The 21,258-nt window shown below is 52.0% G+C and carries 31 protein-coding genes and 1 tRNA gene; 28 read left to right on the top strand and 4 right to left on the bottom strand.

Annotation, left to right across the window (positions count from 1 at the left end; genetic code table 11):
* Positions 1 to 140 precede the first annotated feature (140 nt).
* From AC9UG7_RS01490 to AC9UG7_RS01375, 24 genes are all read left to right on the top strand, one after another.
* Positions 141 to 368 (top strand): addiction module protein, encoded by a 228-nt coding sequence (locus tag AC9UG7_RS01490; RefSeq protein WP_509583382.1) that lies wholly within the window; start codon positions 141 to 143, stop codon positions 366 to 368.
* Entirely contained in the window at positions 368 to 712 is a 345-nt protein-coding gene (locus tag AC9UG7_RS01485) for a DUF433 domain-containing protein (protein WP_509583380.1), read from the top strand. The genes AC9UG7_RS01490 and AC9UG7_RS01485 overlap by 1 nt, the downstream gene beginning before the upstream one ends.
* Positions 696 to 1,022, top strand: a complete 327-nt coding sequence (locus tag AC9UG7_RS01480; protein WP_509583379.1) for a DUF5615 family PIN-like protein — start codon at positions 696 to 698, stop codon at positions 1,020 to 1,022. The genes AC9UG7_RS01485 and AC9UG7_RS01480 overlap by 17 nt, the downstream gene beginning before the upstream one ends.
* 10 nt (positions 1,023 to 1,032) lie before the next feature.
* Complete coding sequence (locus tag AC9UG7_RS01475) at positions 1,033 to 1,335, top strand: cupin domain-containing protein (protein ID WP_509583377.1); 303 nt, start codon at positions 1,033 to 1,035, stop codon at positions 1,333 to 1,335.
* 244 nt (positions 1,336 to 1,579) lie between these two features.
* Positions 1,580 to 1,870: a type II toxin-antitoxin system RelE/ParE family toxin gene (locus AC9UG7_RS01470; protein ID WP_509583375.1), complete on the top strand. Its 291-nt coding sequence runs from the start codon at positions 1,580 to 1,582 to the stop codon at positions 1,868 to 1,870.
* 10 nt (positions 1,871 to 1,880) lie between these two features.
* Complete coding sequence (locus AC9UG7_RS01465) at positions 1,881 to 2,180, top strand: HigA family addiction module antitoxin (protein WP_509583373.1); 300 nt, start codon at positions 1,881 to 1,883, stop codon at positions 2,178 to 2,180.
* A 72-nt stretch (positions 2,181 to 2,252) separates the two neighbouring features.
* Positions 2,253 to 2,585 (top strand): type II toxin-antitoxin system HicB family antitoxin, encoded by a 333-nt coding sequence (locus AC9UG7_RS01460; protein ID WP_509583371.1) that lies wholly within the window; start codon positions 2,253 to 2,255, stop codon positions 2,583 to 2,585.
* Between the two features lie 52 nt (positions 2,586 to 2,637).
* On the top strand, positions 2,638 to 2,964 hold the full coding sequence (locus tag AC9UG7_RS01455) for a type II toxin-antitoxin system RelE/ParE family toxin (protein ID WP_509583369.1): 327 nt from the start codon (positions 2,638 to 2,640) through the stop codon (positions 2,962 to 2,964).
* The gene (locus AC9UG7_RS01450) at positions 2,957 to 3,268 is read left to right on the top strand and encodes a helix-turn-helix transcriptional regulator (RefSeq protein ID WP_509583367.1); all 312 of its coding nucleotides are present in this window, start codon (positions 2,957 to 2,959) and stop codon (positions 3,266 to 3,268) included. Before AC9UG7_RS01455 ends, AC9UG7_RS01450 begins: the two co-directional genes overlap by 8 nt.
* Positions 3,269 to 3,517: 249 nt before the next feature.
* Positions 3,518 to 3,928: a phosphoribosyl-AMP cyclohydrolase gene (gene hisI / locus AC9UG7_RS01445; RefSeq protein WP_509583365.1), complete on the top strand. Its 411-nt coding sequence runs from the start codon at positions 3,518 to 3,520 to the stop codon at positions 3,926 to 3,928.
* The gene (locus AC9UG7_RS01440) at positions 3,925 to 4,293 is read left to right on the top strand and encodes a phosphoribosyl-ATP diphosphatase (RefSeq protein ID WP_509583363.1); all 369 of its coding nucleotides are present in this window, start codon (positions 3,925 to 3,927) and stop codon (positions 4,291 to 4,293) included. The genes hisI and AC9UG7_RS01440 overlap by 4 nt, the downstream gene beginning before the upstream one ends.
* Positions 4,294 to 4,659 (top strand): histidine triad nucleotide-binding protein, encoded by a 366-nt coding sequence (locus AC9UG7_RS01435; RefSeq protein ID WP_509583361.1) that lies wholly within the window; start codon positions 4,294 to 4,296, stop codon positions 4,657 to 4,659. It begins immediately after the preceding gene.
* A 35-nt stretch (positions 4,660 to 4,694) separates the two neighbouring features.
* On the top strand, positions 4,695 to 4,949 hold the full coding sequence (gene tatA, locus AC9UG7_RS01430) for a Sec-independent protein translocase subunit TatA (RefSeq protein ID WP_509583360.1): 255 nt from the start codon (positions 4,695 to 4,697) through the stop codon (positions 4,947 to 4,949).
* Positions 4,950 to 4,952: 3 nt separating this feature from the next.
* Positions 4,953 to 5,429, top strand: a complete 477-nt coding sequence (locus tag AC9UG7_RS01425) for a twin-arginine translocase TatA/TatE family subunit (RefSeq protein WP_509583358.1) — start codon at positions 4,953 to 4,955, stop codon at positions 5,427 to 5,429.
* Between the two features lie 6 nt (positions 5,430 to 5,435).
* Entirely contained in the window at positions 5,436 to 6,230 is a 795-nt protein-coding gene (gene tatC, locus AC9UG7_RS01420; protein WP_509583356.1) for a twin-arginine translocase subunit TatC, read from the top strand.
* 2 nt (positions 6,231 to 6,232) lie between these two features.
* Positions 6,233 to 7,378 (top strand): Do family serine endopeptidase, encoded by a 1,146-nt coding sequence (locus AC9UG7_RS01415; RefSeq protein ID WP_509583354.1) that lies wholly within the window; start codon positions 6,233 to 6,235, stop codon positions 7,376 to 7,378.
* A 1-nt stretch (position 7,379) separates the two neighbouring features.
* Positions 7,380 to 8,135 (top strand): Nif3-like dinuclear metal center hexameric protein, encoded by a 756-nt coding sequence (locus tag AC9UG7_RS01410; RefSeq protein WP_509583352.1) that lies wholly within the window; start codon positions 7,380 to 7,382, stop codon positions 8,133 to 8,135.
* A 13-nt stretch (positions 8,136 to 8,148) separates the two neighbouring features.
* Positions 8,149 to 9,195: a 4-hydroxythreonine-4-phosphate dehydrogenase PdxA gene (gene pdxA / locus AC9UG7_RS01405; protein ID WP_509583350.1), complete on the top strand. Its 1,047-nt coding sequence runs from the start codon at positions 8,149 to 8,151 to the stop codon at positions 9,193 to 9,195.
* A gap of 137 nt (positions 9,196 to 9,332) precedes the next feature.
* A complete protein-coding gene (petA, locus tag AC9UG7_RS01400; RefSeq protein ID WP_509583348.1) occupies positions 9,333 to 9,932 on the top strand; it encodes a ubiquinol-cytochrome c reductase iron-sulfur subunit in 600 nt (199 codons plus the stop codon).
* Between the two features lie 11 nt (positions 9,933 to 9,943).
* Positions 9,944 to 11,344, top strand: coding sequence for a cytochrome b (locus tag AC9UG7_RS01395; protein WP_509583346.1), 1,401 nt, complete (start codon positions 9,944 to 9,946; stop codon positions 11,342 to 11,344).
* Positions 11,345 to 11,365: 21 nt separating this feature from the next.
* The gene (locus AC9UG7_RS01390; RefSeq protein WP_509583344.1) at positions 11,366 to 12,121 is read left to right on the top strand and encodes a cytochrome c1; all 756 of its coding nucleotides are present in this window, start codon (positions 11,366 to 11,368) and stop codon (positions 12,119 to 12,121) included.
* Between the two features lie 88 nt (positions 12,122 to 12,209).
* Positions 12,210 to 12,821: a glutathione S-transferase N-terminal domain-containing protein gene (locus AC9UG7_RS01385; RefSeq protein ID WP_509583342.1), complete on the top strand. Its 612-nt coding sequence runs from the start codon at positions 12,210 to 12,212 to the stop codon at positions 12,819 to 12,821.
* Positions 12,822 to 12,826: 5 nt separating this feature from the next.
* A complete protein-coding gene (locus AC9UG7_RS01380) occupies positions 12,827 to 13,252 on the top strand; it encodes a ClpXP protease specificity-enhancing factor (RefSeq protein WP_509583340.1) in 426 nt (141 codons plus the stop codon).
* A gap of 49 nt (positions 13,253 to 13,301) precedes the next feature.
* Positions 13,302 to 13,377, top strand: a tRNA-Thr gene (locus AC9UG7_RS01375).
* A 39-nt stretch (positions 13,378 to 13,416) separates the two neighbouring features.
* Here the strand turns inward: AC9UG7_RS01375 and AC9UG7_RS01370 are convergent.
* Together AC9UG7_RS01370 and AC9UG7_RS01365 are read right to left on the bottom strand one after the other, a co-directional pair.
* Entirely contained in the window at positions 13,417 to 14,007 is a 591-nt protein-coding gene (locus AC9UG7_RS01370; RefSeq protein WP_509583338.1) for a lysophospholipid acyltransferase family protein, read from the bottom strand.
* Between the two features lie 67 nt (positions 14,008 to 14,074).
* A complete protein-coding gene (locus AC9UG7_RS01365) occupies positions 14,075 to 14,389 on the bottom strand; it encodes a DciA family protein (RefSeq protein WP_509583336.1) in 315 nt (104 codons plus the stop codon).
* Between the two features lie 99 nt (positions 14,390 to 14,488).
* Between AC9UG7_RS01365 and secA the strand changes: the two genes are divergently transcribed.
* From secA to AC9UG7_RS01345, 4 genes are read left to right on the top strand one after another with little or no spacing between them, the layout of a single operon-like run.
* On the top strand, positions 14,489 to 17,242 hold the full coding sequence (gene secA, locus AC9UG7_RS01360; RefSeq protein WP_509583334.1) for a preprotein translocase subunit SecA: 2,754 nt from the start codon (positions 14,489 to 14,491) through the stop codon (positions 17,240 to 17,242).
* Positions 17,243 to 17,245: 3 nt separating this feature from the next.
* Positions 17,246 to 18,475 (top strand): bifunctional glutamate N-acetyltransferase/amino-acid acetyltransferase ArgJ, encoded by a 1,230-nt coding sequence (gene argJ / locus AC9UG7_RS01355; protein WP_509583332.1) that lies wholly within the window; start codon positions 17,246 to 17,248, stop codon positions 18,473 to 18,475.
* 3 nt (positions 18,476 to 18,478) lie between these two features.
* Positions 18,479 to 19,348, top strand: coding sequence for an ATP-binding protein (locus AC9UG7_RS01350; protein WP_509583330.1), 870 nt, complete (start codon positions 18,479 to 18,481; stop codon positions 19,346 to 19,348).
* A gap of 8 nt (positions 19,349 to 19,356) precedes the next feature.
* A complete protein-coding gene (locus AC9UG7_RS01345) occupies positions 19,357 to 19,851 on the top strand; it encodes an NUDIX domain-containing protein (RefSeq protein WP_509583328.1) in 495 nt (164 codons plus the stop codon).
* Here AC9UG7_RS01345 and zapD read toward each other — a convergent pair.
* Positions 19,803 to 20,555 carry a cell division protein ZapD gene (gene zapD, locus AC9UG7_RS01340; protein ID WP_509583326.1) on the bottom strand — a complete coding sequence of 251 codons (753 nt, stop codon included), beginning with the start codon at positions 20,553 to 20,555 and terminating at the stop codon, positions 19,803 to 19,805. The two genes, AC9UG7_RS01345 and zapD, sit on opposite strands and share 49 nt — an antisense overlap.
* A gap of 77 nt (positions 20,556 to 20,632) precedes the next feature.
* Positions 20,633 to 21,241 (bottom strand): dephospho-CoA kinase, encoded by a 609-nt coding sequence (coaE, locus tag AC9UG7_RS01335; protein WP_509583324.1) that lies wholly within the window; start codon positions 21,239 to 21,241, stop codon positions 20,633 to 20,635.
* Between the last annotated feature and the right edge of the window lie 17 nt (positions 21,242 to 21,258).

The raw sequence follows: 21,258 nt of genomic DNA, 5'->3' as shown, positions 1-21,258 counted from the left end.
TACACGAACAAGCAACATCAGCTTGGCACTTCGCGGCGCGTGTTGCCTGCCGGTGCCTTCCAACGGTATCCCTCAACTCCGGCGCCAACAGCGGGTCTACACCTTGAGCGGTAGACTTGAGTTTCCACTAGGAGATCACTATGGCTAACTTCATTGAAGAACTCAGCTCACAAGCTCGAAAACTGCCTGCGGCAGACAGGGTTCGATTGGCCGAGGAACTTCTTGCGTCGGTGCACGAACCAGACGAAGAAATCGAGGCGGCTTGGGAGGAGGAGATTCGAATTCGAATCGCCGATATCGACGCTGGTACGGCCAAGCTCATTCCCGCTGAAGAAGTATTTGCACAAGTTCGACGTCTGCTGAATTGATGCGTGTCCGATTTCACGAGGCCGCATTGGCCGAGTTAGCCTTGGTGCCCGTCATCTTCACGTTAGCCCCCAGAAATCCGACCCTCAATGCGTCAAGCGCTAAACTCATTTACTTGGAGGTGCTTATGGACTCTGCAATTGTCACGCGAGACCCTGAAATCATGAGTGGGGCCCTGTGCTTCGCGGGCACCCGCGTCCCCGTGAAGAACTTGTTCGACTATTTGGAAGGCTCCTCCTCGCTAGAGGAATTCCTTGAGGACTTTCCCGCTGTGTCCCGCGAGCGTGCTGTCGCTTTACTAGAGGCTGCGCATAAGAGCTTGGCTGCAGATGCGTCTGCTGCTTGACGAGTGCGTGCCCGCACGCTTGCAGAAGGCACTTCCATCGCACCAGGTATCCACGGTTACGCAGGAAGGCTGGTCCGGCGTCAAGAATGGGAAGCTGTTGGCGCTCGCAGCCGCAAGATTTGATGCCTTCATAACAGTCGACAAGAATCTCCCGTATCAGCAGAACACATCAACTCTGCCACTTTCGGTCTTCGTGCTGGACGCGCTATCAAATGAGCTGCCATACTTGCTGCCTCTTGTTCCGGAACTTGAGGCTGCTTTGTCGAGACACAAGCAAGGCAGCTATGTGTTGCTGCGCACTGAAGCCTAACCCCTCGCTCATGCGGATTCCAAAAGTAGTCGCCCTTGTCGCCACCGACGCCCCAAAGCGCATCAAGCCTTCCAATTACCCGCAGCCTTTCGCCTACCAAATGGATGGTCGCGAGAAGCGCCCGCTGGGTGACCTTTTCGGGCTGACCAACTTCGGCGTCAACCTGACCCAGCTTGCACCTGGCGCAGTCTCATCTCTGCGCCATGCCCACACCACACAAGACGAATTTGTGTACGTTCTGCAAGGTCACCCGAGCTTGCACACCGATGAGGGCCGCACCCGCTTGTCGCCCGGCATGTGTGCGGGCTTTTAGGCGGTCACGGGCAATGGACACCGGCTGGTCAACGAAACATCAGAAACCGTTGTCTACCTGGAGGTGGGGGACCGAAGCCCTGGGGATGAAGGGATTTACCCCGATGACGACCTCAAAGCCGTGTTGCTGGATGGCCAATGGACTATTCAGCACAAGGACGGGACGCCGTACTGAATTTGAAGAACTCCTCTTCAATGCCCATGTCAACGCAGCTGCTTGCTGCTAGGCACGCGCCGCGTTATCATTGTCGCCCGTGCCTATCCGAAACTTCAAATGCAAAGATACCCAAGCCCTCTTTGAGGGTAAGCGCGTGAAGCCCTGGGTGAACATCGAACGACCCGCCTTGCGCAAACTCGCCCAACTGGACTGGTCGGCAGTTCTTGACGATCTGAAGGTGCCGCCCGGCAATGCGCTTGAGGCGCTGAAAGATGACCGGAAAGGGCAGCACATCATTCGCATCAATCAGCAGTGGCGCGTTTGTTTTGTTTGGACCCGTGAACGGGCTACTGAAGTAGAGATCGTCGACTATCACTAAGGGAAACGCCATGCGTACCGTTCAACCTGTCTCCCCCGGCGAGATGCTGGAAGAAGAATTCCTCAAGCCTCTGGGCCTGACGAAGTACCGCCTCGCCAAGGACATCGGCGTACCTGCACAGAGGATTGGTGAGATCGTGGCTGGCAGGCGCTCTGTCACGGCTGACACCGATCTTCGGCTTTGCCGCTACTTCGGCCTGAGCGATGGTTGGTGGTTACGCGGGCAGGCTGCTTACGACACCGCTATTGCCAAGGAAGTCCTGCAAAAGGAGTTGGCTTCTATACAAAGGTGCTCGCTTTTGGCCGCGTAGATGAACCCCTAACACCGACAAAGGCGCAGTCGCCAGCATTCGCAAATGGCTGGACCAACACGGAGTACAACCATGAAAACCATGACAGTTGACGGCTTTCACGCCAAGATCGAATACGACGAAGAGCTTGACCTGTTGCGCGGGGAAATTCTCGGTTTCAACGGTGGCGCAGATTTCGATGGAAAGAATCCCAAGGAGTTACGTGCAGAGTTCAAAAAATCTTTGCAAGTTTTCCTAGATGTGTGCAAAGAAAAAGGCATCGATCCCAAAAGAAATTTCTCGGGCAAATTCAACCTGCGCATTTCACCAGAGCTGCATGAGCAGCTGGCATTGGCGGCTCAAGCGGAAGGTAAAAGCATCAACATGGTGGCGCAAGAAGCTTTGCTATTGCGCGTCGCGTCTTGATTTCGGATCAAAGAGGCTTGTAGTTTGTTAGCGTTTTTGCTAACATTTGTAAATGTCATACAAAGTCGAATACTTCCATCCGAAGATTCTTGCCGAGATTGAGGCGTGGCCGGTGGATGTGTTGGCTGACTATGCCCGCCTTGTTGAATTGCTGATTGATTACGGACCGAGTTTGCGACTGCCTCACTCGCGTGCGTTTGGCGAGGGTTTGTTTGAACTGCGACCACGTGGAAAATCAAATATCGGACGGGCTTTTTACTGTTTTCTGGTTGGTCGTCGAGTTGTCGTGGCTCATGCCTTTGTCAAAAAGACACAACAAACCCCAGACAAAGAATTAAAGCTTGCTCGCAAACGCATAAAGGAAATTGACCATGGCTGAACTCAAACACAAGCCTGTCCCTCATGATCACGCCACTTTTTTGGCGCGCGCACGAACAAAAAAAGGTTTTTCGCAAGCTTACGACGCGCTTGCACCCGAGTACGAAGTCACCGCGCAGTTGTTAAAAGCGCGCACCCGGGCAGGACTGACGCAGGACGCGGTTGCGCAGTTGATGGGTACGACCAAGAGCGCAGTGTCCCGGTTGGAGGGCTCCGGCAAGCACGCCCCCTCAATCGCTACCTTGCGCAAATACGCACTCGCTGTAGGTTGCGATTTGCAACTAAGGCTCGTTCCGCAAAAGTAAAGAGTTTCTTAAAGCCCCAATAATCAAAGTAGGCAGGCGTCACCGCTTGTATAGCTTCCGAGCTTGCACCTTCTAAAAACAAACCTTGCAATTGCTGTCTCGTTTGGTCCTTGCGGATCAACACATGAAAATACTCACTGCTGGTGTTGAAGCCGCGCTGGCTGACTCAATCGTGGCAATAAAAGCCATTCGATCCGCTTTTGTCTGACTACTTATCCTCAACAAGCGCTGCCCTTAACATCTCCACCTATGAATTGGCTTGATCACATCAAATGGGACGCGCAAGGTCTGGTGCCCGTCATCGCGCAAGAACAGGGCAGCAAAGACGTGCTGATGTTCGCTTGGATGAACCGTGAGGCGCTACAACTCACCGCCGAGCAGGGCCGAGCTGTCTATTTCAGCCGCTCGCGCAACAAACTCTGGTTCAAGGGCGAAGAATCAGGCCATGTGCAACTGGTGCACGACATCCGCCTCGACTGCGACAATGATGTGGTGCTGCTCAGCGTGACACAAACTGGCCACGACCCAGGCATCGCTTGCCACACTGGCCGCCACAGTTGCTTTTACCAGTGCTGGCAGACCGGCCCAGACGGCGGTCAATGGCTGAGTACCGAGCCTGTGTTGCAAGACCCCGCCCTCATTTACAAGAAAACACCATGAACACCATTGACAGTCTGATGCGCCTGGCCGCCGTGATCGAGAGCCGCAAACCGGCTAACGGCGGCAACCCAGATTCCAGCTACGTGGCACGCCTGCTGCACAAAGGGCCAGACGCGTTTTTAAAGAAAATCGGCGAAGAAGCCACCGAAACCGTGATGGCCGCCAAAGACTTGAGCCACGGCAGTGATCCGCAACATTTGGTCAATGAAATGGCCGATTTATGGTTTCACTGTATGGTGGCGCTGGCGCATTACGGCCTCAGCCCGGCTGATGTGATCAACGAATTGTCGCGCCGCGAGGGCTTGAGTGGCTTGGAAGAAAAAGCTTTGCGCAAAGCCTTGCAGCGCGAATCAGGAGAAGATTGAATGAGTGAAACGCAAGACCCGAACTGCATTTTTTGCAAAATCATTCAGGGCAAGATTCCTTCGCGCAAGGTCTATGAAGACGACGATATCTTCGCTTTTCACGACATCAACCCGTGGGCACCGGTACATTTTCTGGTCATCCCTAAACTGCATATCCCTTCGATGGCGCAGGTTACCGAGGCGCACGCAGCCTTGCTTGGACGCTTGCTGATCAAGGTGCCGCAACTCGCATTGCAAGAGGGCGTCAACCCGTATCCCGAGGGCGGTTTCCGTCTGCTGACCAACACCGGCGCCGAAGGCGGACAAGAGGTTCATCACCTGCATTGGCATGTCATGGGCGGTCCTCGCCCATGGTTGCGCGGCTAAGACTAGAATTCTTTCAGTTCATTGAGGAGCATCCCATGGGGTCATTTTCTGTTTGGCATTGGTTAATTGTTTTATTGATAGTGGTTTTGGTGTTCGGCACCAAGAAGTTGAAAAATTTGGGCGGCGACCTCGGCGGCGCTGTCAAAGGCTTCAAAGACGGTATGAAGGATGGCGCTGCCACGCCTACTGAAGAAAAACCTGCCGCTGCTGCGCAGCAAGTCGCCGGCACTGCGCCAGCGCACTCGGCTGACAAGGCACCCATTGATGTTGAAGCTAAAAACAAGTCTTGATACATGTTTGATTTAGATGTCTCCAAACTGGCGGTGATCGGCGCAGTCGCGCTGGTCGTCATCGGGCCGGAGAAAATGCCGCGCGTGGCCCGCACTGTGGGCACTTTGCTCGGCAAGGCGCAGCGTTACATCTCAGACGTGAAAGCCGAGGTCAACCGTTCCATGGACATGGAAGACCTGAAAAAAATGAAGGAAACCATGGATTCAGCCATGACTGATGTGCAGTCAAGTGTGCTCAACGCCACCACGCAGTTGAACCAAGGCATTGAAAACCTGGGTAATGAGGCCAGCGGAAACAACGACTACACGCTTTCATGGACCCCGCCGCAACCTGAATACAAACACCCTGGCAAGAACTGGCGCCTCAAGCGCTCTGCCATGCCGCAGTGGTACAAGGCTCGCCAGGGAGTCAGAACCAAGGCCTTATCCGGCGCAGCGCGTGTGGCCCGCTTCCGGCCTGTCGGTTCGAACAGAGTTTGATGCCGAATGTCTGATACAGGTTCCCAAGATAAAGACCCACTTGCAGGCACTGAACAACCTTTTGTTCAACACCTCAAGGAATTGCGCGACCGTTTGGTCAAGTCGGTCATTGCTATCGCGGTGATGTGCGCCATCCTCAGCGTTTTTCCAGGCCCTGCTCAACTGTATGACTTGCTGGCAGCACCGTTGGTGGCGCAATTGCCCCAAGGTGCTACCTTGATTGCTACGTCTGTCATTTCGCCATTTCTGGTGCCGCTCAAAATCATGCTGATGGCAGGTTTTTTATTGGCTTTACCCGTGGTGCTTTACCAGGCGTGGGCTTTTGTCGCGCCAGGTTTGTATGCCCACGAAAAACGCTTGGTGTTGCCCTTGGTCATGTCCAGCACCATTTTGTTTTTTATCGGCGTGGCCTTTTGTTATTTCTTTGTGTTTGGGCAGGTGTTCAAATTCATACAAAGTTTTGCGCCCAAGAGCATCACCGCTGCCCCTGATATTGAAGCCTATTTGAGTTTTGTCATGACCATGTTCATCGCCTTTGGCTTGGCTTTTGAGGTGCCGATTGTGGTGATTGTGTTGGCGAGAATGGGTTTTGTCAGCATTGAAAAACTCAAAGCGTTCCGCTCTTATTTCATTGTGCTGGCCTTCATCATCGCCGCCATTGTGACGCCGCCGGATGTAGTCTCTCAATTGGCTTTGGCTATACCGATGGTTATTCTTTATGAAATCGGTATTTGGGCGGCGCAAATTTTCCTCAAACACACCCAAGCGCCGGAAGACTCAGACGCTGGCGCAAACAACTGACCATGCGCCGACTGTGGCTTTTGTTTGCGCAAACTGTCACCATTTTGGTGGCGATTTGGTTTGTGTTGATCACGCTCAAACCTGAATGGTTGCAACACCCCTCCTTGTGGGATGCGCAAGTCCAAGTCTTGCAAGCACCCGTGTCTGCATCAGGCAGCAGTGCCGGGAGTTTGAGTGGAGCCGCCAAAAAAGCTTCGCCGTCTGTGGTCAGTATCAATACGTCCTCGCACAAGCAAACCCTGCCAGATCACGCCAAAGATCCTTGGTTTCGCTATTTTTTCGGTGAACAGGATGAAGCCTCACCGAGTGCAGGTCTGGGAAGCGGGGTGATTGTCAGCGCCGACGGCTATATTCTGACCAACAACCACGTGGTCGAGGCCGCAGATGAAATCACCGTCATATTGAACGACGGCAGGCGCACACAGGCCAAACTGGTGGGCACCGATCCGGACACCGATTTAGCGGTATTGAAAATCAAGTTGGATAAATTGCCTGTCATGGTGTTGAGTAATTCAGATCAATTGCAAGTCGGTGACATTGTGCTGGCCATTGGCAACCCATTCGGTGTTGGACAGACCGTGACCAGTGGCATTGTGTCTGCGCTGGGACGAAATCAACTCGGTATCAATACCTTTGAAAACTTCATTCAAACCGATGCCGCGATCAACCCGGGTAATTCCGGCGGCGCACTGGTGGATGTGCAGGGCAATTTGTTGGGAATCAACACGGCCATTTATTCACGTTCCGGCGGCAGCATGGGCATAGGTTTTGCCATACCAGTCAACACTGCGCGTCAAGTGTTGGAAGGCATTGTCAAACAAGGCCAAGTGGTGCGAGGCTGGATAGGTGTAGAGCCCACTGAAATCACACCTGATCTGGTCAAAACATTCAATGTGCAAAAAAGCAGTGGTGTGATCATCACTGGCGTGTTGCAAACTGGACCTGCATTCAAGGCCGGGGTTCGACCGGGAGACGTGTTGCTCAGTGTGCAAGGTGAACCAGTGCGTAACGTGGCTGAATTGCTTTCCCGTGTCTCCGCCCTCAAACCTGGCCAACCTGCACGCATGAAAGTGTTACGCCAAAGCGATGAAATCGAATTGACCGTGACGCCTGCGCAACGGCCTAAGGCTAAAACTGTGCCCCGCTGACATGGCGCAACGACATCAACTTCTTGGTTTGTGCAACGAGTTGCTGCAACCGCAATTGTTCAAAGACTACTGTCCCAACGGGTTGCAGGTAGAGGGCCGTACCGAGGTTAAAAAAATCGTCTCGGGGGTGACGGCCAGCTTGGCCTTCATCCAAGCCGCCCTTGATGATGGCGCTGACACTCTGCTGGTTCACCACGGCCTGTTTTGGCGCGGCCACGATGGCAGCGTCACCGGTTGGCTCAAGCAACGACTGGCATTGCTGCTGGCGCATGACATCAATTTGCTGGCCTATCACTTGCCCTTGGACGCCCATGAGACCTGGGGTAACAATGCGCAACTAGGGATGCACATGGGTTGGCAACCGGAGGGTCGATTTGGCGACCAGCGCATTGGTTGGCTGGGCACGCCTACGAACGGTTTGACAGACCCACTGCGACTTAAAAATGATTTGGAAGTCAAACTTGGCAGGGCAGTGGTTGCAGTGGTTCCCGATCCATCGCATCCCATCAAACGCATCGCCTGGTGCACTGGCGGCGCTCAATCTTGGTTCGAAGATGCCATCGCTGTCGGCGTAGATGCATTCGTTACCGGTGAAATTTCAGAGCCTCAGGCGCATTTAGCGAATGAAACCGGAGTCGCTTTTTTTGCCTGTGGGCATCACGCCACCGAGCGCTACGGCGCGCCCGCACTGGCGCAATATGTCGCTGCAGAATTGGGCGTGGCGCACCGCTTTATAGATATCAACAATCCTGCATAGCTCAGACAAATCCATGGCCGCGCGAGACGACTCATTGCCGATTGCACTGACCATGGGTGACCCGGCCGGTATAGGGCCAGAAATCATTTGGAAAGCTTTCGCCAGCCACAGCCAACAGATGAAGGCTTGTTGCGTGATCGGCAACTTGACGCAGATGCGCCGACAACTTGACATACTCGCTCCACAACTGCCACAGGGAATAGCTTGCTCAGAGGTTTTTCATGTCAGCGATGCGCTCAAATTGCCGCCTGGACAACTCGCTGTGATGAATGTGTCACCAGATGCTGAGGTAGAAATGGGGTTGGTCAGTGCCGCCGCTGGACGCATGGCGGCCGATGCAGTCACTTGGGCGGCGATGGCGGCGCTGCGTGGTGAAGTCCGCGCGGTGGTGACTGCCCCATTGAATAAAAAAGCGCTCTCTTTAGCGGGTGTGGACTATCCCGGACATACCGAAATGCTGCAAGCATTGGCTGCCCAACACCTGGGTATTCCTGTGGATGAACTGCCTGTGCGAATGATGCTCAGCAGTCCCACTCTGCGGGTGGTATTGGTCAGCATCCATGTCTCACTGCGTCAAGCCATTGAAGCGGTAACGACAGCCAATGTGCTGCAGACCTTGCAAATCACTCACCGCAGCTGGCCAACCATGTTTGGACGTTCACCGCGTATTTGGGTGGCAGGCTTGAACCCGCATGCAGGTGAACAAGGACTGTTCGGAGCGGAAGAGATCAGCGACATCGCACCCGCGATAGACAAGGCTCGCGCACAAGGAATTGATGTCCAAGGCCCGTTTCCCCCGGACACAGTTTTCATGCAAGCGCATCTGACCACAGGACCTTCAGCGCCAGATGTTGTGCTGGCCATGTACCACGACCAAGGGCTGATTCCGGTGAAGTATTCGGGCTTGGAGTTGGGGGTCAACCAAACGCTGGGCTTGCCGTTCATTCGCACCAGTCCAGACCATGGAACCGCATTTGATATTGCCGGCAAAGGGCAGGCTGATCCGTCCAGCCTGCTTGCAGCCTTGACAGCTGCCAACTTCAAAACACCCAATCACTGAGTACCTTAGAAGTATATTTCTATGCTTTCTCACTTTGCCTTGTAAAACCCTTTGAAATACGACCTCTGGTTTTTACCTAAACCGCTCGGTTAGAATTGAGGGTTTTCGATATTCGCAATGGAACTTAGAGGCCTTTCATGAGTGAAACCACTGTAGACACCGGTAAGCGCACCTGGCTGATCGCCTCAGGTTGCGCCGGAGCAGTTGGGGGAGCGGCAGTCGCTATCCCTTTTGTCAGCACTTTCAGCCCCTCCGAGCGTGCCAAAGCCGCCGGTGCCGCGGTGGAGGTTGATATCTCAGCTATCAAACCAGGAGAAAAACTCACCGTCGAGTGGCGTGGCAAACCGGTGTGGATCATCCGCCGCACGCCCGAGCAATTGGAAGCCTTGAAAAAGGTCGAAGCCCAATTGGCCGACCCTGAATCGAAACGTAAACCAGATGAACTCACGCCAACATACGCGCGCAACCAAGCCCGTTCCATCAAACCTGAGTTTTTTGTCGGCGTTGGTATTTGTTCACATCTAGGCTGCTCTCCCAGCGATAAATTCCAAATGGGACCGCAAGCTTCATTACCGGACGACTGGCAGGGCGGTTTTCTTTGCCCCTGTCATGGTTCCACATTCGATATGGCAGGTCGCGTGTTTAAAAACAAACCTGCTCCAGACAATCTCGAAGTTCCTCCCCACATGTATCTATCAGACAGTCGTTTGGTAATTGGCGAAGACAAAAAGGCTTAAAGGCAACCACCATGGCTGAATTCAAAGAGATTTCCCCTAACGCTCCTCTGGCGGAGCAAGCACTCAATTGGGTTGACAACCGCTTTCCGTTGTCCAAGATGTACAGAGAGCATTTGAGCGAGTACTACGCGCCGAAAAATTTCAACTTCTTGTACTTTTTTGGCGTGTTGTCCTTGCTGGTATTGGTGATTCAAATCGTCACAGGTATATTTTTGGTCATGCACTACAAACCAGACGCAGCCATGGCTTTTGCGTCTGTTGAATACATCATGCGTGACGTTCCTTGGGGCTGGTTGATACGCTATATGCACTCCACTGGCGCATCGGCATTTTTTATCGTGGTCTACATGCACATGTTCCGCGGCCTCATTTACGGTTCATACCGCAAACCGCGCGAACTGGTGTGGCTGTTCGGTTGCGCCATTTTTCTGGCTTTGATGGGTGAAGCTTTCATGGGCTATTTGCTGCCTTGGGGCCAGATGTCTTATTGGGGCGCACAAGTGATCGTGAATTTGTTCTCAGCCATTCCTTTCATCGGACCTGATTTGGCTTTGCTGATACGCGGTGACTATGTGGTCGGAGACGCTACGCTCAACCGCTTCTTCAGCTTCCATGTGATCGCTGTTCCCTTGGTGTTGTTGGGCTTGGTGGTCGCACACATCATCGCTTTGCACGAAGTCGGTTCTAACAACCCTGACGGTATTGAAATCAAAGCCACCAAAGATGCCAGCGGCAAGCCTTTGGACGGCATTCCTTTTCACCCTTATTACACCGTGCACGACATCATGGGCGTGATGGGCTTTTTGCTGGTTTTTTCAGCCATCATCTTTTTTGCCCCTGAGTTTGGCGGTTACTTCTTGGAATACAACAACTTTATTCCTGCTGACCCGTTAAAAACACCGTTGCACATCGCACCCGTTTGGTATTTCACGCCTTACTACTCCATGCTGCGTGCCATCACCAGCGAAATGATGTATGCGCTCATCGTCTGTGTGATTGCTGCTGCTTACCTCGGTGCCACGCGCGCCGCCATCAGCAACACACTCAAGTCGGTGATCATTGGAGGTGCTGTGGTGTTGGTTGGCGCCATGTTTGCTATTGACGCCAAATTCTGGGGCGTGGTGGTCATGGGTGGCGCTGTCGTCATTTTGTTCTTCTTGCCATGGCTGGACAATTGCGCGGTCAAATCCATCCGTTTCCGTCCAGATTGGCACAAATACCTTTACGTTGTGTTTGTGATTGACTTCTTTATCTTGGGCTACCTGGGTATGCAACCGCCGTCTGCCATTGGTGAACGTGTTTCTCAGGTGGGCTCACTGTTTTACTTTGGCTTCTTTCTGCTGATGCCTTGGTGGAGCCGACTAGGTGAGACCAGGCCAGTACCGGCTCGCGTCAACTTTGTCGCACACTGAAACAGCACGGAGCACACCATCATGAAAAAATTCATTCTCAGCGTGTTGGTCAGCTTGGCTGTCAGCTTGCCTGCTTTTGCAAATACCGACACCATTGCCTGGGACAAAGCACCCAACAAACTCAATGATTTGGGTTCTCTGCAACATGGCGCCAAATTATTTGTTAACTATTGCTTGAATTGCCATGCGGCTGCGTACATGCGCTTTAACCGCTTGACCGACATTGGCTTGACCGAGCAGCAAATCAAAGACAACCTGTTGTTCACGACCGATAAGGTAGGCGAGACCATGAAAATCGCCATGGACCCCAAACAAGGCAAAGACTGGTTTGGCGGCAATCCACCCGATTTGACTGTGATCGCTCGTTCAAGGTCGGGTCATGGTGGCACCGGCGCAGATTACTTGTATACCTATTTGCGCAGCTATTACAGAGATCCTGCCAAGGCCACAGGATGGAATAACTTGGCATATCCGAATGTAGGCATGCCCCATGTGTTGTGGGAACTGCAAGGCGAGCGTCAACCGGTATACGACACCATAGAGTCTCATGGCCACGAAACCCATGTTTTCACAGGCTGGAAACAGGTCACGCCCGGCAAGATGAGCCCGACAGAGTACGATGAGGCTGTCGGTGACTTGGTCAACTACATGCAATGGATGTCTGAACCCGCTCAAAGCACCCGCGTGAAAATCGGGGTCTGGGTCATGATTTTTCTGTTGATTTTCATGTTCATTGCCTGGCGATTGAATGCTGCGTTCTGGAAAGATATTCGCTAAAACGAATCAACTTCAACCCGCTTTGGCGGGTTCTTACAATGGGTCTACTTAGGCCTGTTAAACCTTTTATATTTCAGGAGCCACGCTCATGATGGTCTTGTACTCTGGGACAGTTTGTCCTTTTTCCCACCGTTGCCGGTTTGTATTGTTTGAAAAAGGCATGGATTTTGAAATCCGTGATGTAGATCTCTACAACAAGCCTGAAGACATCAACGTGATGAATCCCTATGGGCAGGTACCCATCTTGGTTGAGCGAGACCTCATTTTGTATGAATCCAACATCATTAATGAATACATCGATGAGCGTTTTCCGCACCCCCAGCTGATGCCCGGCGACCCAGTGGACCGTGCCAGAGTGCGTTTGTTTTTGCTGAACTTTGAAAAAGAGTTGTTCACGCATGTCACTTTGCTGGAGTCTCGTGTCCAGAAAAGCAATGAAAAAGTGCTGGAGAAAGCGCGTTCACATATCCGTGATCGCTTGACACAACTCGCGCCCGTATTTCTGAAAAATAAATTCATGTTGGGAGACAATTTCTCTATGCTGGATGTGGCTATCGCTCCCTTGTTGTGGCGCTTGGATCACTATGGCATTGAGTTGTCTAAGAACGCTGCTCCGTTACTGAAATATGCCGAGCGTATTTTCTCCAGACCGGCCTACATCGAGGCGCTGACGCCATCTGAAAAGGTGATGCGTAAATAAATCGCATGATCAATATTTCTCAGTCAACCTCTACCCGACCTTATTTGGTCCGGGCACTGCATCAATGGTGTACTGATAACGGCTACACCCCCTATGTTGCTGTGACGGTGGATCAAACGGTTCAGGTGCCGCGTGATTACGTGAATAACGGCGAGATTGTTCTGAATGTGAGTTTTGATGCCACCAGTGGGTTGGAGTTAAGCAACGAATTCATAGAATTCAAAGCCCGGTTTGGCGGCGTGGCCAGAGAAATTGTCGTGCCAATGGACAGGGTGCTTGCCATTTATGCGCGTGAAAATGGCCAGGGAATGGCGTTTCCTGCGCCTTCTGCCTCTGACATTGACCATGCAAAACAAACGGCGCAGTCAGATGAATCCCCGACTCCCCCGTCCCCTGCGTCGACCCGTCCTCAACTGAAACGGATTAAATAATCTGTTGGCCGGTTTTTACGCCCTTGGCCTTGGGTAGAATATAGATATTGCCGATTTAGCTCAGTTGGTAGAGCAACCGCCTTGTAAGCGGTAGGTCATCAGTTCGAATCCGATAATCGGCACCAATTAAAAAGCCAGCACCTTCTAAAGAGGTCTGGCTTTTTTCACTCCACGCCGAACTGATGGGGGTGCTTGCCTGTGAAACTCGCATAAAAAAGTTTGATCTTTTTCATGTCGGCTTCAATATCGCCGGTCAATACAAAGGCGGGACCCAAGCCCAGGCGTTTATTGCCAAAATCCAAATACCCTGGAATCACTGGAACTTCTGCGCCTAGCGCCACATAATAAAAACCGGTTTTCCAATAGTTCACTTTGCTACGCGTGCCTTCGGGCGGTATGACAATGTGCAAATCCGTTGGCGAATGGCGAAGCAGTGAGATGCAGTTTTCAACCGTGTGATTTGAGCTTTCCCTGTTCACAGAAATACCGCCCAGCCAACGCATGAGCGGGCCGAATGGAAATCTGAACAATTGGTGCTTGCCCATCCAATGGATATGCATCTTCAGTGCAAAAGCAGCCAGCAAGGTAAAAGGAAAATCCCAATTGCTGGTATGCGGCGCGGCAATCACCACACTTTGGCGTACATCAGCAGGCATGCTTCCGTGCAATGTCCAGCCCAATCGATGCAATAACCACGATGAAAAATGCTCAAGTGCAGACGCCACAATGGGCGTAGTGAAAATAGTACGACGCATACAAAACCTGTTTTATTTATGTCACAAAGATAACACCGGATTGTGGCGTCTACGACAACACAAAAAATCAGCGTGACATCACTTTGATACGTATGCGTTGAACGTTATGCCCCTTGCTGCGTAAATGCGCGCAAAGCGAAGGCAACAATTGGCGCAGCTTGGCTGCTGCCGCATTGTGCGCGACCAACAAACACCAGCAATCTTCATCTATGGGTCCGGCCTTGATGTGCAGTGATAAGCCAGCAGGCAAAACCGTTTCAATCGTATGCAAGTAAAGCGAGGACTTTTGTTGCAAAGCCAGCATCCCGGACAGCGTGTCAGACTGTGCAATGGCATCCATCACACCATTACGTTGGGGCAGGGTTGGGGGAGGACGGCTCATACCGAATTATGGACTCACACACAGGTAAAATGGCTGACTTCTACAAAGGAACCTGCGTCCATAGCTCACCATCCGGTCAGGCGTGGACAAATAGCTTGTATGGCCTTCAATCCACTGACCTATATTTTTGGCAGCCGCAATGACCGGTTGCTCAAGACTTACCGTAAAACCTTAGAGCGCATCAACGCCTTAGAAATTCCGTTGGAATCATTGAGCGATGAAGCTTTAAAAGCCAAAACCACTGAACTCAAACAACGCCATAAGCAAGGCGAAAGCCTGGACAATTTATTGCCAGAAGCTTTTGCTGTCGTGCGTGAAGGTTCTAAACGCGTGATGAAGATGCGTCACTTCGATGTGCAGATGCTCGGCGGCATTGCTTTGCATCAAGGGAAAATTGCCGAAATGAGAACCGGTGAAGGTAAGACGCTGACGGCAACCTTGGCAGTCTACCTCAATGCCTTGAGTGGACGCGGCGTACATGTTGTGACCGTCAATGACTATTTGGCAAACCGTGATGCGCAATGGATGGGACGTCTTTATAACTTTCTGGGTTTATCGGTGGGTGTCAATCTCGCGCAACTGACCAGAGAGGAAAAGCAAAATGCTTACCTCAGTGACATCACATACGGCACCAATAACGAGTACGGCTTTGATTACCTGCGCGACAACATGGTGTATGAATTTGCCGATAGAGTGCAACGAAAACTCAATTACGCCATTGTTGACGAGGTTGACTCTATTTTGATTGACGAGGCGCGCACGCCATTGATCATCAGTGGCCAAGCCGAAGACCATACGCAAACCTACTTGGCCATGAACAAAGTCGTTCCCCATCTGACCCGCCAGGAAGGCGAGTTGGATTTGCGAACAGGTGAAGGTGTCATCACCCCGGGCGACTTCACGCTTGACGAAAAATCTCACCAGGTGTACCTGACAGAACTCGGTCACGAGAAGGCGGAAAAAATTCTCTCGGACATGGGGTTATTGCCTGCTGGTGCGTCTTTGTATGACCCGATGCACATCGGTTTGGTTCACCATTTGTATGCGGCATTGCGTGCTCAGCACCTTTATCACTTAGACCAGCATTACGTGAATCAGGGTGGCGAAATCATCATTGTCGATGAGTTCACTGGTCGCTTAATGTCAGGTCGTCGTTGGAGCGATGGATTGCATCAAGCGGTTGAGGCCAAGGAAGGCGTCGCCATCCAGGCTGAAAACCAGACCATGGCGTCCATCACTTTCCAAAACTATTTTCGCTTGTATGAAAAACTCAGTGGTATGACCGGTACTGCGGATACCGAGGCCTATGAGTTTCAGGAAATCTACGGCTTGGAAACTGTCATCATTCCACCGAACAAACAAAGCAGTCGTGAAGATCAATTAGATCGCGTCTATAAAACCACCGAGGAAAAATACAAAGCGGCGATTGACGATATCAAAGAATGTCATGGTCGAGGCCAACCAGTGCTGGTGGGCACCACGTCCATCGAATTATCAGAATTGCTCTCTGGCATGCTCGACGCTGCCGGGTTAAAGCATCAAGTACTCAACGCCAAACAACACGCTAGCGAAGCCGATATCGTGGCGCAGGCAGGCGCTCCCAAATCCATCACCATTGCTACCAACATGGCCGGGCGCGGAACCGATATTGTGTTGGGCGGCAATGTGGAAAAAGCCATCGATAAATTAATGGCAGAAGACCAATTAAGTGAAAGCGACAAAACTGTCCAAGCGCAGCAGTTGCGGCAAGCTTGGCTTAAAGACCATGAATTCGTCAAGTCGGTCGGCGGCTTGCGCATCATCGCGACCGAACGTCACGAATCAAGACGCATCGACAACCAATTGCGCGGTCGCTCAGGCCGTCAGGGCGACCCTGGCTCTTCACGCTTTTACCTCAGCCTTGACGACTCGTTGATGCGTATTTTTGCTGGCGAGCGCGTCAAAGCCATCATGGACAGGCTGAAGATGCCAGAAGGTGAGGCTATTGAGGCTGGCATGGTCACGCGCAGCATTGAAAGCGCACAGCGCAAAGTAGAAGCCCGTAACTTTGATATCCGCAAGCAATTGTTGGAATATGACGATGTTTCCAACGACCAGCGCAAAGTGATTTACCAGCAACGCAATGACATTTTGGATGCCAGCAACCTGACCGCACAAATTGCCAGTTTGCGCGAAGGTTGCTTTGATGATTTGGTGCGCCAGTTTGTACCTGTTGAGTCGGTGGAAGAACAATGGGACATAGCTGGGTTACAACATGTGTTGCGCAATGACTGGCATATTGAATTACCGTTAATGCAACACATTGAAAACGCGCAGGCCATCACTGACGAGGATATTTTGCACATGGTCGTGCAAGCCGCGCATGAAGCATTCCATAGCAAAATCAACTTGGTAGGGGTAGAGCAATTCACACCGTTCATGCGTGCTGTGCTGCTGCAAAATATCGATAGCCATTGGCGCGAGCATTTGTCTTCGTTGGATTATTTGCGCCAAGGTATCCATTTGCGTGGCTATGCGCAAAAACAGCCCAAGCAAGAATACAAGCGCGAAGCCTTTGAGCTGTTCGGTCAGTTGTTGGACATGGTGAAAAATGAAGTCACCCGTATTCTGATGACTGTGCAAATTGAAACGGCCAGCCAGGTCGAGGACGCAGCGCAGGCCATAGAACAACGTGCGGACGCCGTGACCAATCTCACATATTCAGCGCCGGATGAAACGGGTCAGCCTCAGTTATTTGGCGTGACTGCTTCGGCGGATGCTGCTTCTGAACAAGTTGCCGTGGTCGGGCGCAATGAGCCATGTCCTTGCGGCAGCGGTAAAAAATACAAGCAATGCCACGGTAAATTGGTCTGACGCATGGCTGTCAATCTACATATATCTCTACCCGAAGAATTACACGCGGTCACCGGCGTAGAAATTGGCATCACTGAGGCAGGCGTGCGCAAAGCCAACCGCAAAGATCTGACCGTCATCACTTTAGAGGCGGGTACATCGGTCGGTGCAGTGTTCACCCAAAACCGCTTTTGTGCCGCTCCAGTGCAATTGTGCAAACAGCATCTTGCAACGGGTACTGGCATACGTGCATTGGTGATCAACACAGGCGTGGCGAATGCAGGCACAGGAGAGAGCGGCTTACAAAATGCTTTCGCTGTATGCGAGGCGGTTGCCGCGCAACTGGGTGTCAAGCCGCAACAAATTCTTCCGTTTTCAACCGGCGTCATCATGGAGCCTTTACCCGTGCAACGCATAGTCGATGGGTTACCCCAAGCCATTGCCGCGCGATCTGCTGATCACTGGTCACAGGCCTCTCACGCCATCATGACCACCGACACCTTGCCCAAAGCCATCAGTCGGCAAGTAACTATCGATGGCCATACTGTCACCATCACGGGTATCTCTAAGGGCGCAGGCATGATTCGTCCGAACATGGCCACCATGTTAAGTTTCATTGCTACCGATGCTGACATTGCGCCTGGTTTGATGAACGCGTTGGCTCATGATTTGGCAGAAGCGTCGTTCAATCGCATCACCATCGATGGCGATACATCGACCAATGACTCCTTTGTGGTCATGGCCACCGGCAAAGCGGGCAATACCCAAGTCACCCACTGGCAAAGCCCTGGCGCAATTGCTTTGAAACAACATTTGACAGAGATTGCCCGCTGGCTGGCGCAGGCGATTGTGCGTGATGGTGAGGGTGCGACCAAGTTCATCACCGTCCATATCGAAGGCGGACGCGACGCCGCTGAATGCCGACAGGTGGCCTATGCGATTGCACATTCACCTTTGGTCAAAACCGCTTTCTTTGCCAGCGACCCGAACCTCGGGCGTATTCTGGCTGCCGTTGGTTATGCAGGTATTGCCGATTTGGACCAAGGTCAAATTGATTTGTATTTGGATAACGTACATGTGGCCACTCGTGGCGGCCGTCATCCCGACTACCTGGAAGAAGACGCGCAACGCGTGATGAAACAGGACGAAATCACTGTGCGTGTATTGCTTGGTCGAGGACAAGCGCATGATCAAGTGTGGACTTGCGACCTGAGCCACGAGTATGTCACCATCAATGCGGATTACCGCAGCTAAGCCATGAACGAATCTCTGGATCGCTTGCTGCACCGCGCTGAATTGCTGATGGCGCGCATAGAGCGTGTCTTGCCTCAACCCCTTCATGCCCCGGACTGGCACGCAGGCATAGCCTTTCGCTATCGCAAGCGCAGCAGCGGCCATGGTGTACTTGAACCAGTGCGACATATCGGTCAGATGTCGTTGAACGATTTGAAAGAAATCGATCAACAAAAAGAAAAAATCCAGCGCAATACTGTGCAATTTATCGAAGGCAAGCCAGCCAACAACGTACTGCTGACCGGCGCGCGCGGAACAGGTAAATCCTCGCTGGTCAAAGCCTGTCTCCATACTTATGCGGCTCGCGGCTTGCGCTTGATAGAAGTCGACAAACAAGACATGATTGATTTGCCCGACATCATTGAAGTGGTGGCTGATCGGCCTGAAAAATTCATTATTTTTTGCGATGACTTGAGTTTTGACGAAGGTGAACCCGGCTACAAAGCACTCAAGTCCATACTTGACGGCACTGTCGCTGCAGCCACTGCCAATGTGCTCATCTACGCCACCAGCAACCGTCGCCATTTACTGCCGGAGTACATGAAGGACAACCTCAGCTACACGCATACCGACGATGGTGAGGTTCATCCGGGTGAAGTGATTGAAGAAAAAATTTCCTTGTCCGAACGTTTTGGTTTATGGGTGAGTTTTTATCCTTTCAGCCAAGACGAGTATTTGCATATCGTTGACCAGTGGCTTGCCTCATTGCAGGTCCCGCCAAACTTATGGGCCCAGGCTCATCCCGAATCGCTGGTGTGGGCGCTGGAGCGGGGGTCGCGCAGTGGCAGAGTGGCGTATCAGTTCGCACGCGATTTCGCTGGTCGTTTAAGTTAGTTGGGCGCATGACATCACCTGTACCTACAAGCGTTCGCATAGTGGATGCCAATCTGCCGCGCACGGGTGGTGCTGAACGTCCACTGACGCAAGTGGCCGTGGGTGTGTTGTTCCGCAAAGATGGTCGCTTTCTTTTGACCACCCGTCCTGCAGGCAAAGCCTACGCAGGTCACTGGGAATTTCCGGGCGGAAAAATTGAACCTGGTGAAACGGTTGCCCAAGCCTTGGTTCGCGAGTTAGAAGAAGAATTAGGCATCACAGCCACTGAGCTGTTACCTTGGAGGACCGAGCGAATTGACTATCCACACGCATGGGTTGAATTGCATTTTTGTAAGGTCTTTCAGTGGCAAGGTGAATTGCAAATGAAAGAAGGCCAGCAGTTTTCGTGGGAATATTTGCCCGTCAGCGTGACACCGTTGTTAGCCGGTACGGTACCGGTATTGGCGTGGCTGGATCAGGCGCAAAGCTCTATTTCAAATTCCGCGTTTCCTACAGCGGTTTGAGTTTTACCTTCCCAGTTCTGGTGTACCAGACGCACCCAGACCATCATTCGATTGCCGCTGATCTCGGGCACCAGACCTAGAGTCTCATCGATGAATAAACGCATCATTTGAAAACGCCCTTGAGGAAGCGCTTGTTGGAATTGGCCTTGTTGCGCAATCACGCGTTGCGGCGATCCGCTTTCACGAAGAAGGCGCATCAGCAAGCTGACACTTTCGTGCAAGGCTTTCAAGGGTTCTGACCATTTCAAAATATCTTGTCGGCGCAAATCCGGATCGCGTTGCTGCCAGGCGTGATAACCGGGCAAATCGAATGCACAAGTGCCGCCTGGCACGGCCACACGGTTGCGCAAACTGCTGAGAAAATCACTTTCGGTCACACATTGGCTGATGCGCGCACCTTGCGTATTGAAACCTTGCAGACATTTATCAATGTTCGATAGCAATTCATCCAGCACATTTTCAGACACAGACGGGTTGCCGCGGTAACTGTTGAATTGGTGTTTATGTCGCTCAAGTTCTTTTAAGATGTCCGACTTCAAGTCAGAGCGGCCACCGACATCGACGATTTCAAACAATGTGGTGAGTGCGAAATGGTGGTCAATCTCTGATGAACGAAGCAGCAGGTGCTCAAATCGCCCAAGCAAATATTCCAAACGCAGATAAGTGCGAATTCGTTCGTTAAATGGATGTTCGTAGAGAATCACAAAACGCGCAGACCCAAGGTTTTTGAAAACAACAGAAATGATAACCGCTAGTCAAGCCTGAAATCGGCTTGTCTGGCCTAAAAATACAGTTGGATGTTGTCAGCACAATCTGCCAAGTATTGCAAATTGTCCGAGTCATTGAAAACGACCCAGTCCGCTGCTGACAAACGCTGTGCACGGGAAGCTTGGGTTTCCATGATTTGTTTCACCATCGCAGGAGCCAAATGACTTCTCTTTGTTACTCGCCGGATTTGAGTCTCTGCTGAGCAATCGATGACGAGTACACGGTCGAGTTTTTGGCGCCAATGGGCAGATTCAACCAGCAAGGGAATATCCAGGACAACCAAGGGTTTACCCTCTTTTTTGATTTGAATTTCAGATGCGTTGATCAAATCAAGAACCATAGGGTGCAACAGCGATTGAAGTTGTAGCTTGGCTTGGGGCTGGTTAAACACCAACTCGCGCATACGTTCACGCTGGAGGCTGCCATCCTCTGCTACAAATTGATCACCAAACAGTCGTTGAATTTCTGGCATGGCCGCGCCATGGGGAGCCGTCAATTGGCGTGACAACGCGTCAGCATCGATGACATCCCAACCTCTTTGTTTTAACAAGCCCGCCATGGTTGATTTGCCGCTGCCAATGCCGCCAGTCAGTCCAATGCGTTTGAATACTGTGTGAGCCATAGGTCGGAGTCTATAAG

This window comes from Limnohabitans sp., from assembly GCF_046052765.1.
Lineage (GTDB): Bacteria > Pseudomonadota > Gammaproteobacteria > Burkholderiales > Burkholderiaceae_C > Limnohabitans.
The sequence above is the reverse complement of the archived record's forward strand: the minus strand, read 5'-3'. Positions and strand labels throughout refer to the sequence as shown.

Coding starts and splice junctions, on each gene's coding strand:
- AC9UG7_RS01455 (WP_509583369.1), top strand. CDS start 2,638: ATGTCATACAAAGTCGAATACTTCCATCCGAAGATTCTTGCCGAGATT.
- AC9UG7_RS01350 (WP_509583330.1), top strand. CDS start 18,479: ATGAACGAATCTCTGGATCGCTTGCTGCACCGCGCTGAATTGCTGATG.
- coaE (WP_509583324.1), bottom strand. CDS start 21,241: ATGGCTCACACAGTATTCAAACGCATTGGACTGACTGGCGGCATTGGC.
- tatA (WP_509583360.1), top strand. CDS start 4,695: ATGGGGTCATTTTCTGTTTGGCATTGGTTAATTGTTTTATTGATAGTG.
- AC9UG7_RS01415 (WP_509583354.1), top strand. CDS start 6,233: ATGCGCCGACTGTGGCTTTTGTTTGCGCAAACTGTCACCATTTTGGTG.
- AC9UG7_RS01465 (WP_509583373.1), top strand. CDS start 1,881: ATGCGTACCGTTCAACCTGTCTCCCCCGGCGAGATGCTGGAAGAAGAA.
- AC9UG7_RS01475 (WP_509583377.1), top strand. CDS start 1,033: ATGCGGATTCCAAAAGTAGTCGCCCTTGTCGCCACCGACGCCCCAAAG.
- AC9UG7_RS01425 (WP_509583358.1), top strand. CDS start 4,953: ATGTTTGATTTAGATGTCTCCAAACTGGCGGTGATCGGCGCAGTCGCG.
- AC9UG7_RS01435 (WP_509583361.1), top strand. CDS start 4,294: ATGAGTGAAACGCAAGACCCGAACTGCATTTTTTGCAAAATCATTCAG.
- pdxA (WP_509583350.1), top strand. CDS start 8,149: ATGGCCGCGCGAGACGACTCATTGCCGATTGCACTGACCATGGGTGAC.
- tatC (WP_509583356.1), top strand. CDS start 5,436: ATGTCTGATACAGGTTCCCAAGATAAAGACCCACTTGCAGGCACTGAA.
- AC9UG7_RS01395 (WP_509583346.1), top strand. CDS start 9,944: ATGGCTGAATTCAAAGAGATTTCCCCTAACGCTCCTCTGGCGGAGCAA.
- AC9UG7_RS01480 (WP_509583379.1), top strand. CDS start 696: ATGCGTCTGCTGCTTGACGAGTGCGTGCCCGCACGCTTGCAGAAGGCA.
- AC9UG7_RS01485 (WP_509583380.1), top strand. CDS start 368: ATGCGTGTCCGATTTCACGAGGCCGCATTGGCCGAGTTAGCCTTGGTG.
- AC9UG7_RS01490 (WP_509583382.1), top strand. CDS start 141: ATGGCTAACTTCATTGAAGAACTCAGCTCACAAGCTCGAAAACTGCCT.
- AC9UG7_RS01390 (WP_509583344.1), top strand. CDS start 11,366: ATGAAAAAATTCATTCTCAGCGTGTTGGTCAGCTTGGCTGTCAGCTTG.
- hisI (WP_509583365.1), top strand. CDS start 3,518: ATGAATTGGCTTGATCACATCAAATGGGACGCGCAAGGTCTGGTGCCC.
- AC9UG7_RS01460 (WP_509583371.1), top strand. CDS start 2,253: ATGAAAACCATGACAGTTGACGGCTTTCACGCCAAGATCGAATACGAC.
- secA (WP_509583334.1), top strand. CDS start 14,489: ATGGCCTTCAATCCACTGACCTATATTTTTGGCAGCCGCAATGACCGG.
- AC9UG7_RS01410 (WP_509583352.1), top strand. CDS start 7,380: ATGGCGCAACGACATCAACTTCTTGGTTTGTGCAACGAGTTGCTGCAA.
- petA (WP_509583348.1), top strand. CDS start 9,333: ATGAGTGAAACCACTGTAGACACCGGTAAGCGCACCTGGCTGATCGCC.
- AC9UG7_RS01440 (WP_509583363.1), top strand. CDS start 3,925: ATGAACACCATTGACAGTCTGATGCGCCTGGCCGCCGTGATCGAGAGC.
- AC9UG7_RS01365 (WP_509583336.1), bottom strand. CDS start 14,389: ATGAGCCGTCCTCCCCCAACCCTGCCCCAACGTAATGGTGTGATGGAT.
- AC9UG7_RS01450 (WP_509583367.1), top strand. CDS start 2,957: ATGGCTGAACTCAAACACAAGCCTGTCCCTCATGATCACGCCACTTTT.
- AC9UG7_RS01380 (WP_509583340.1), top strand. CDS start 12,827: ATGATCAATATTTCTCAGTCAACCTCTACCCGACCTTATTTGGTCCGG.
- AC9UG7_RS01385 (WP_509583342.1), top strand. CDS start 12,210: ATGATGGTCTTGTACTCTGGGACAGTTTGTCCTTTTTCCCACCGTTGC.
- argJ (WP_509583332.1), top strand. CDS start 17,246: ATGGCTGTCAATCTACATATATCTCTACCCGAAGAATTACACGCGGTC.
- AC9UG7_RS01345 (WP_509583328.1), top strand. CDS start 19,357: ATGACATCACCTGTACCTACAAGCGTTCGCATAGTGGATGCCAATCTG.
- AC9UG7_RS01370 (WP_509583338.1), bottom strand. CDS start 14,007: ATGCGTCGTACTATTTTCACTACGCCCATTGTGGCGTCTGCACTTGAG.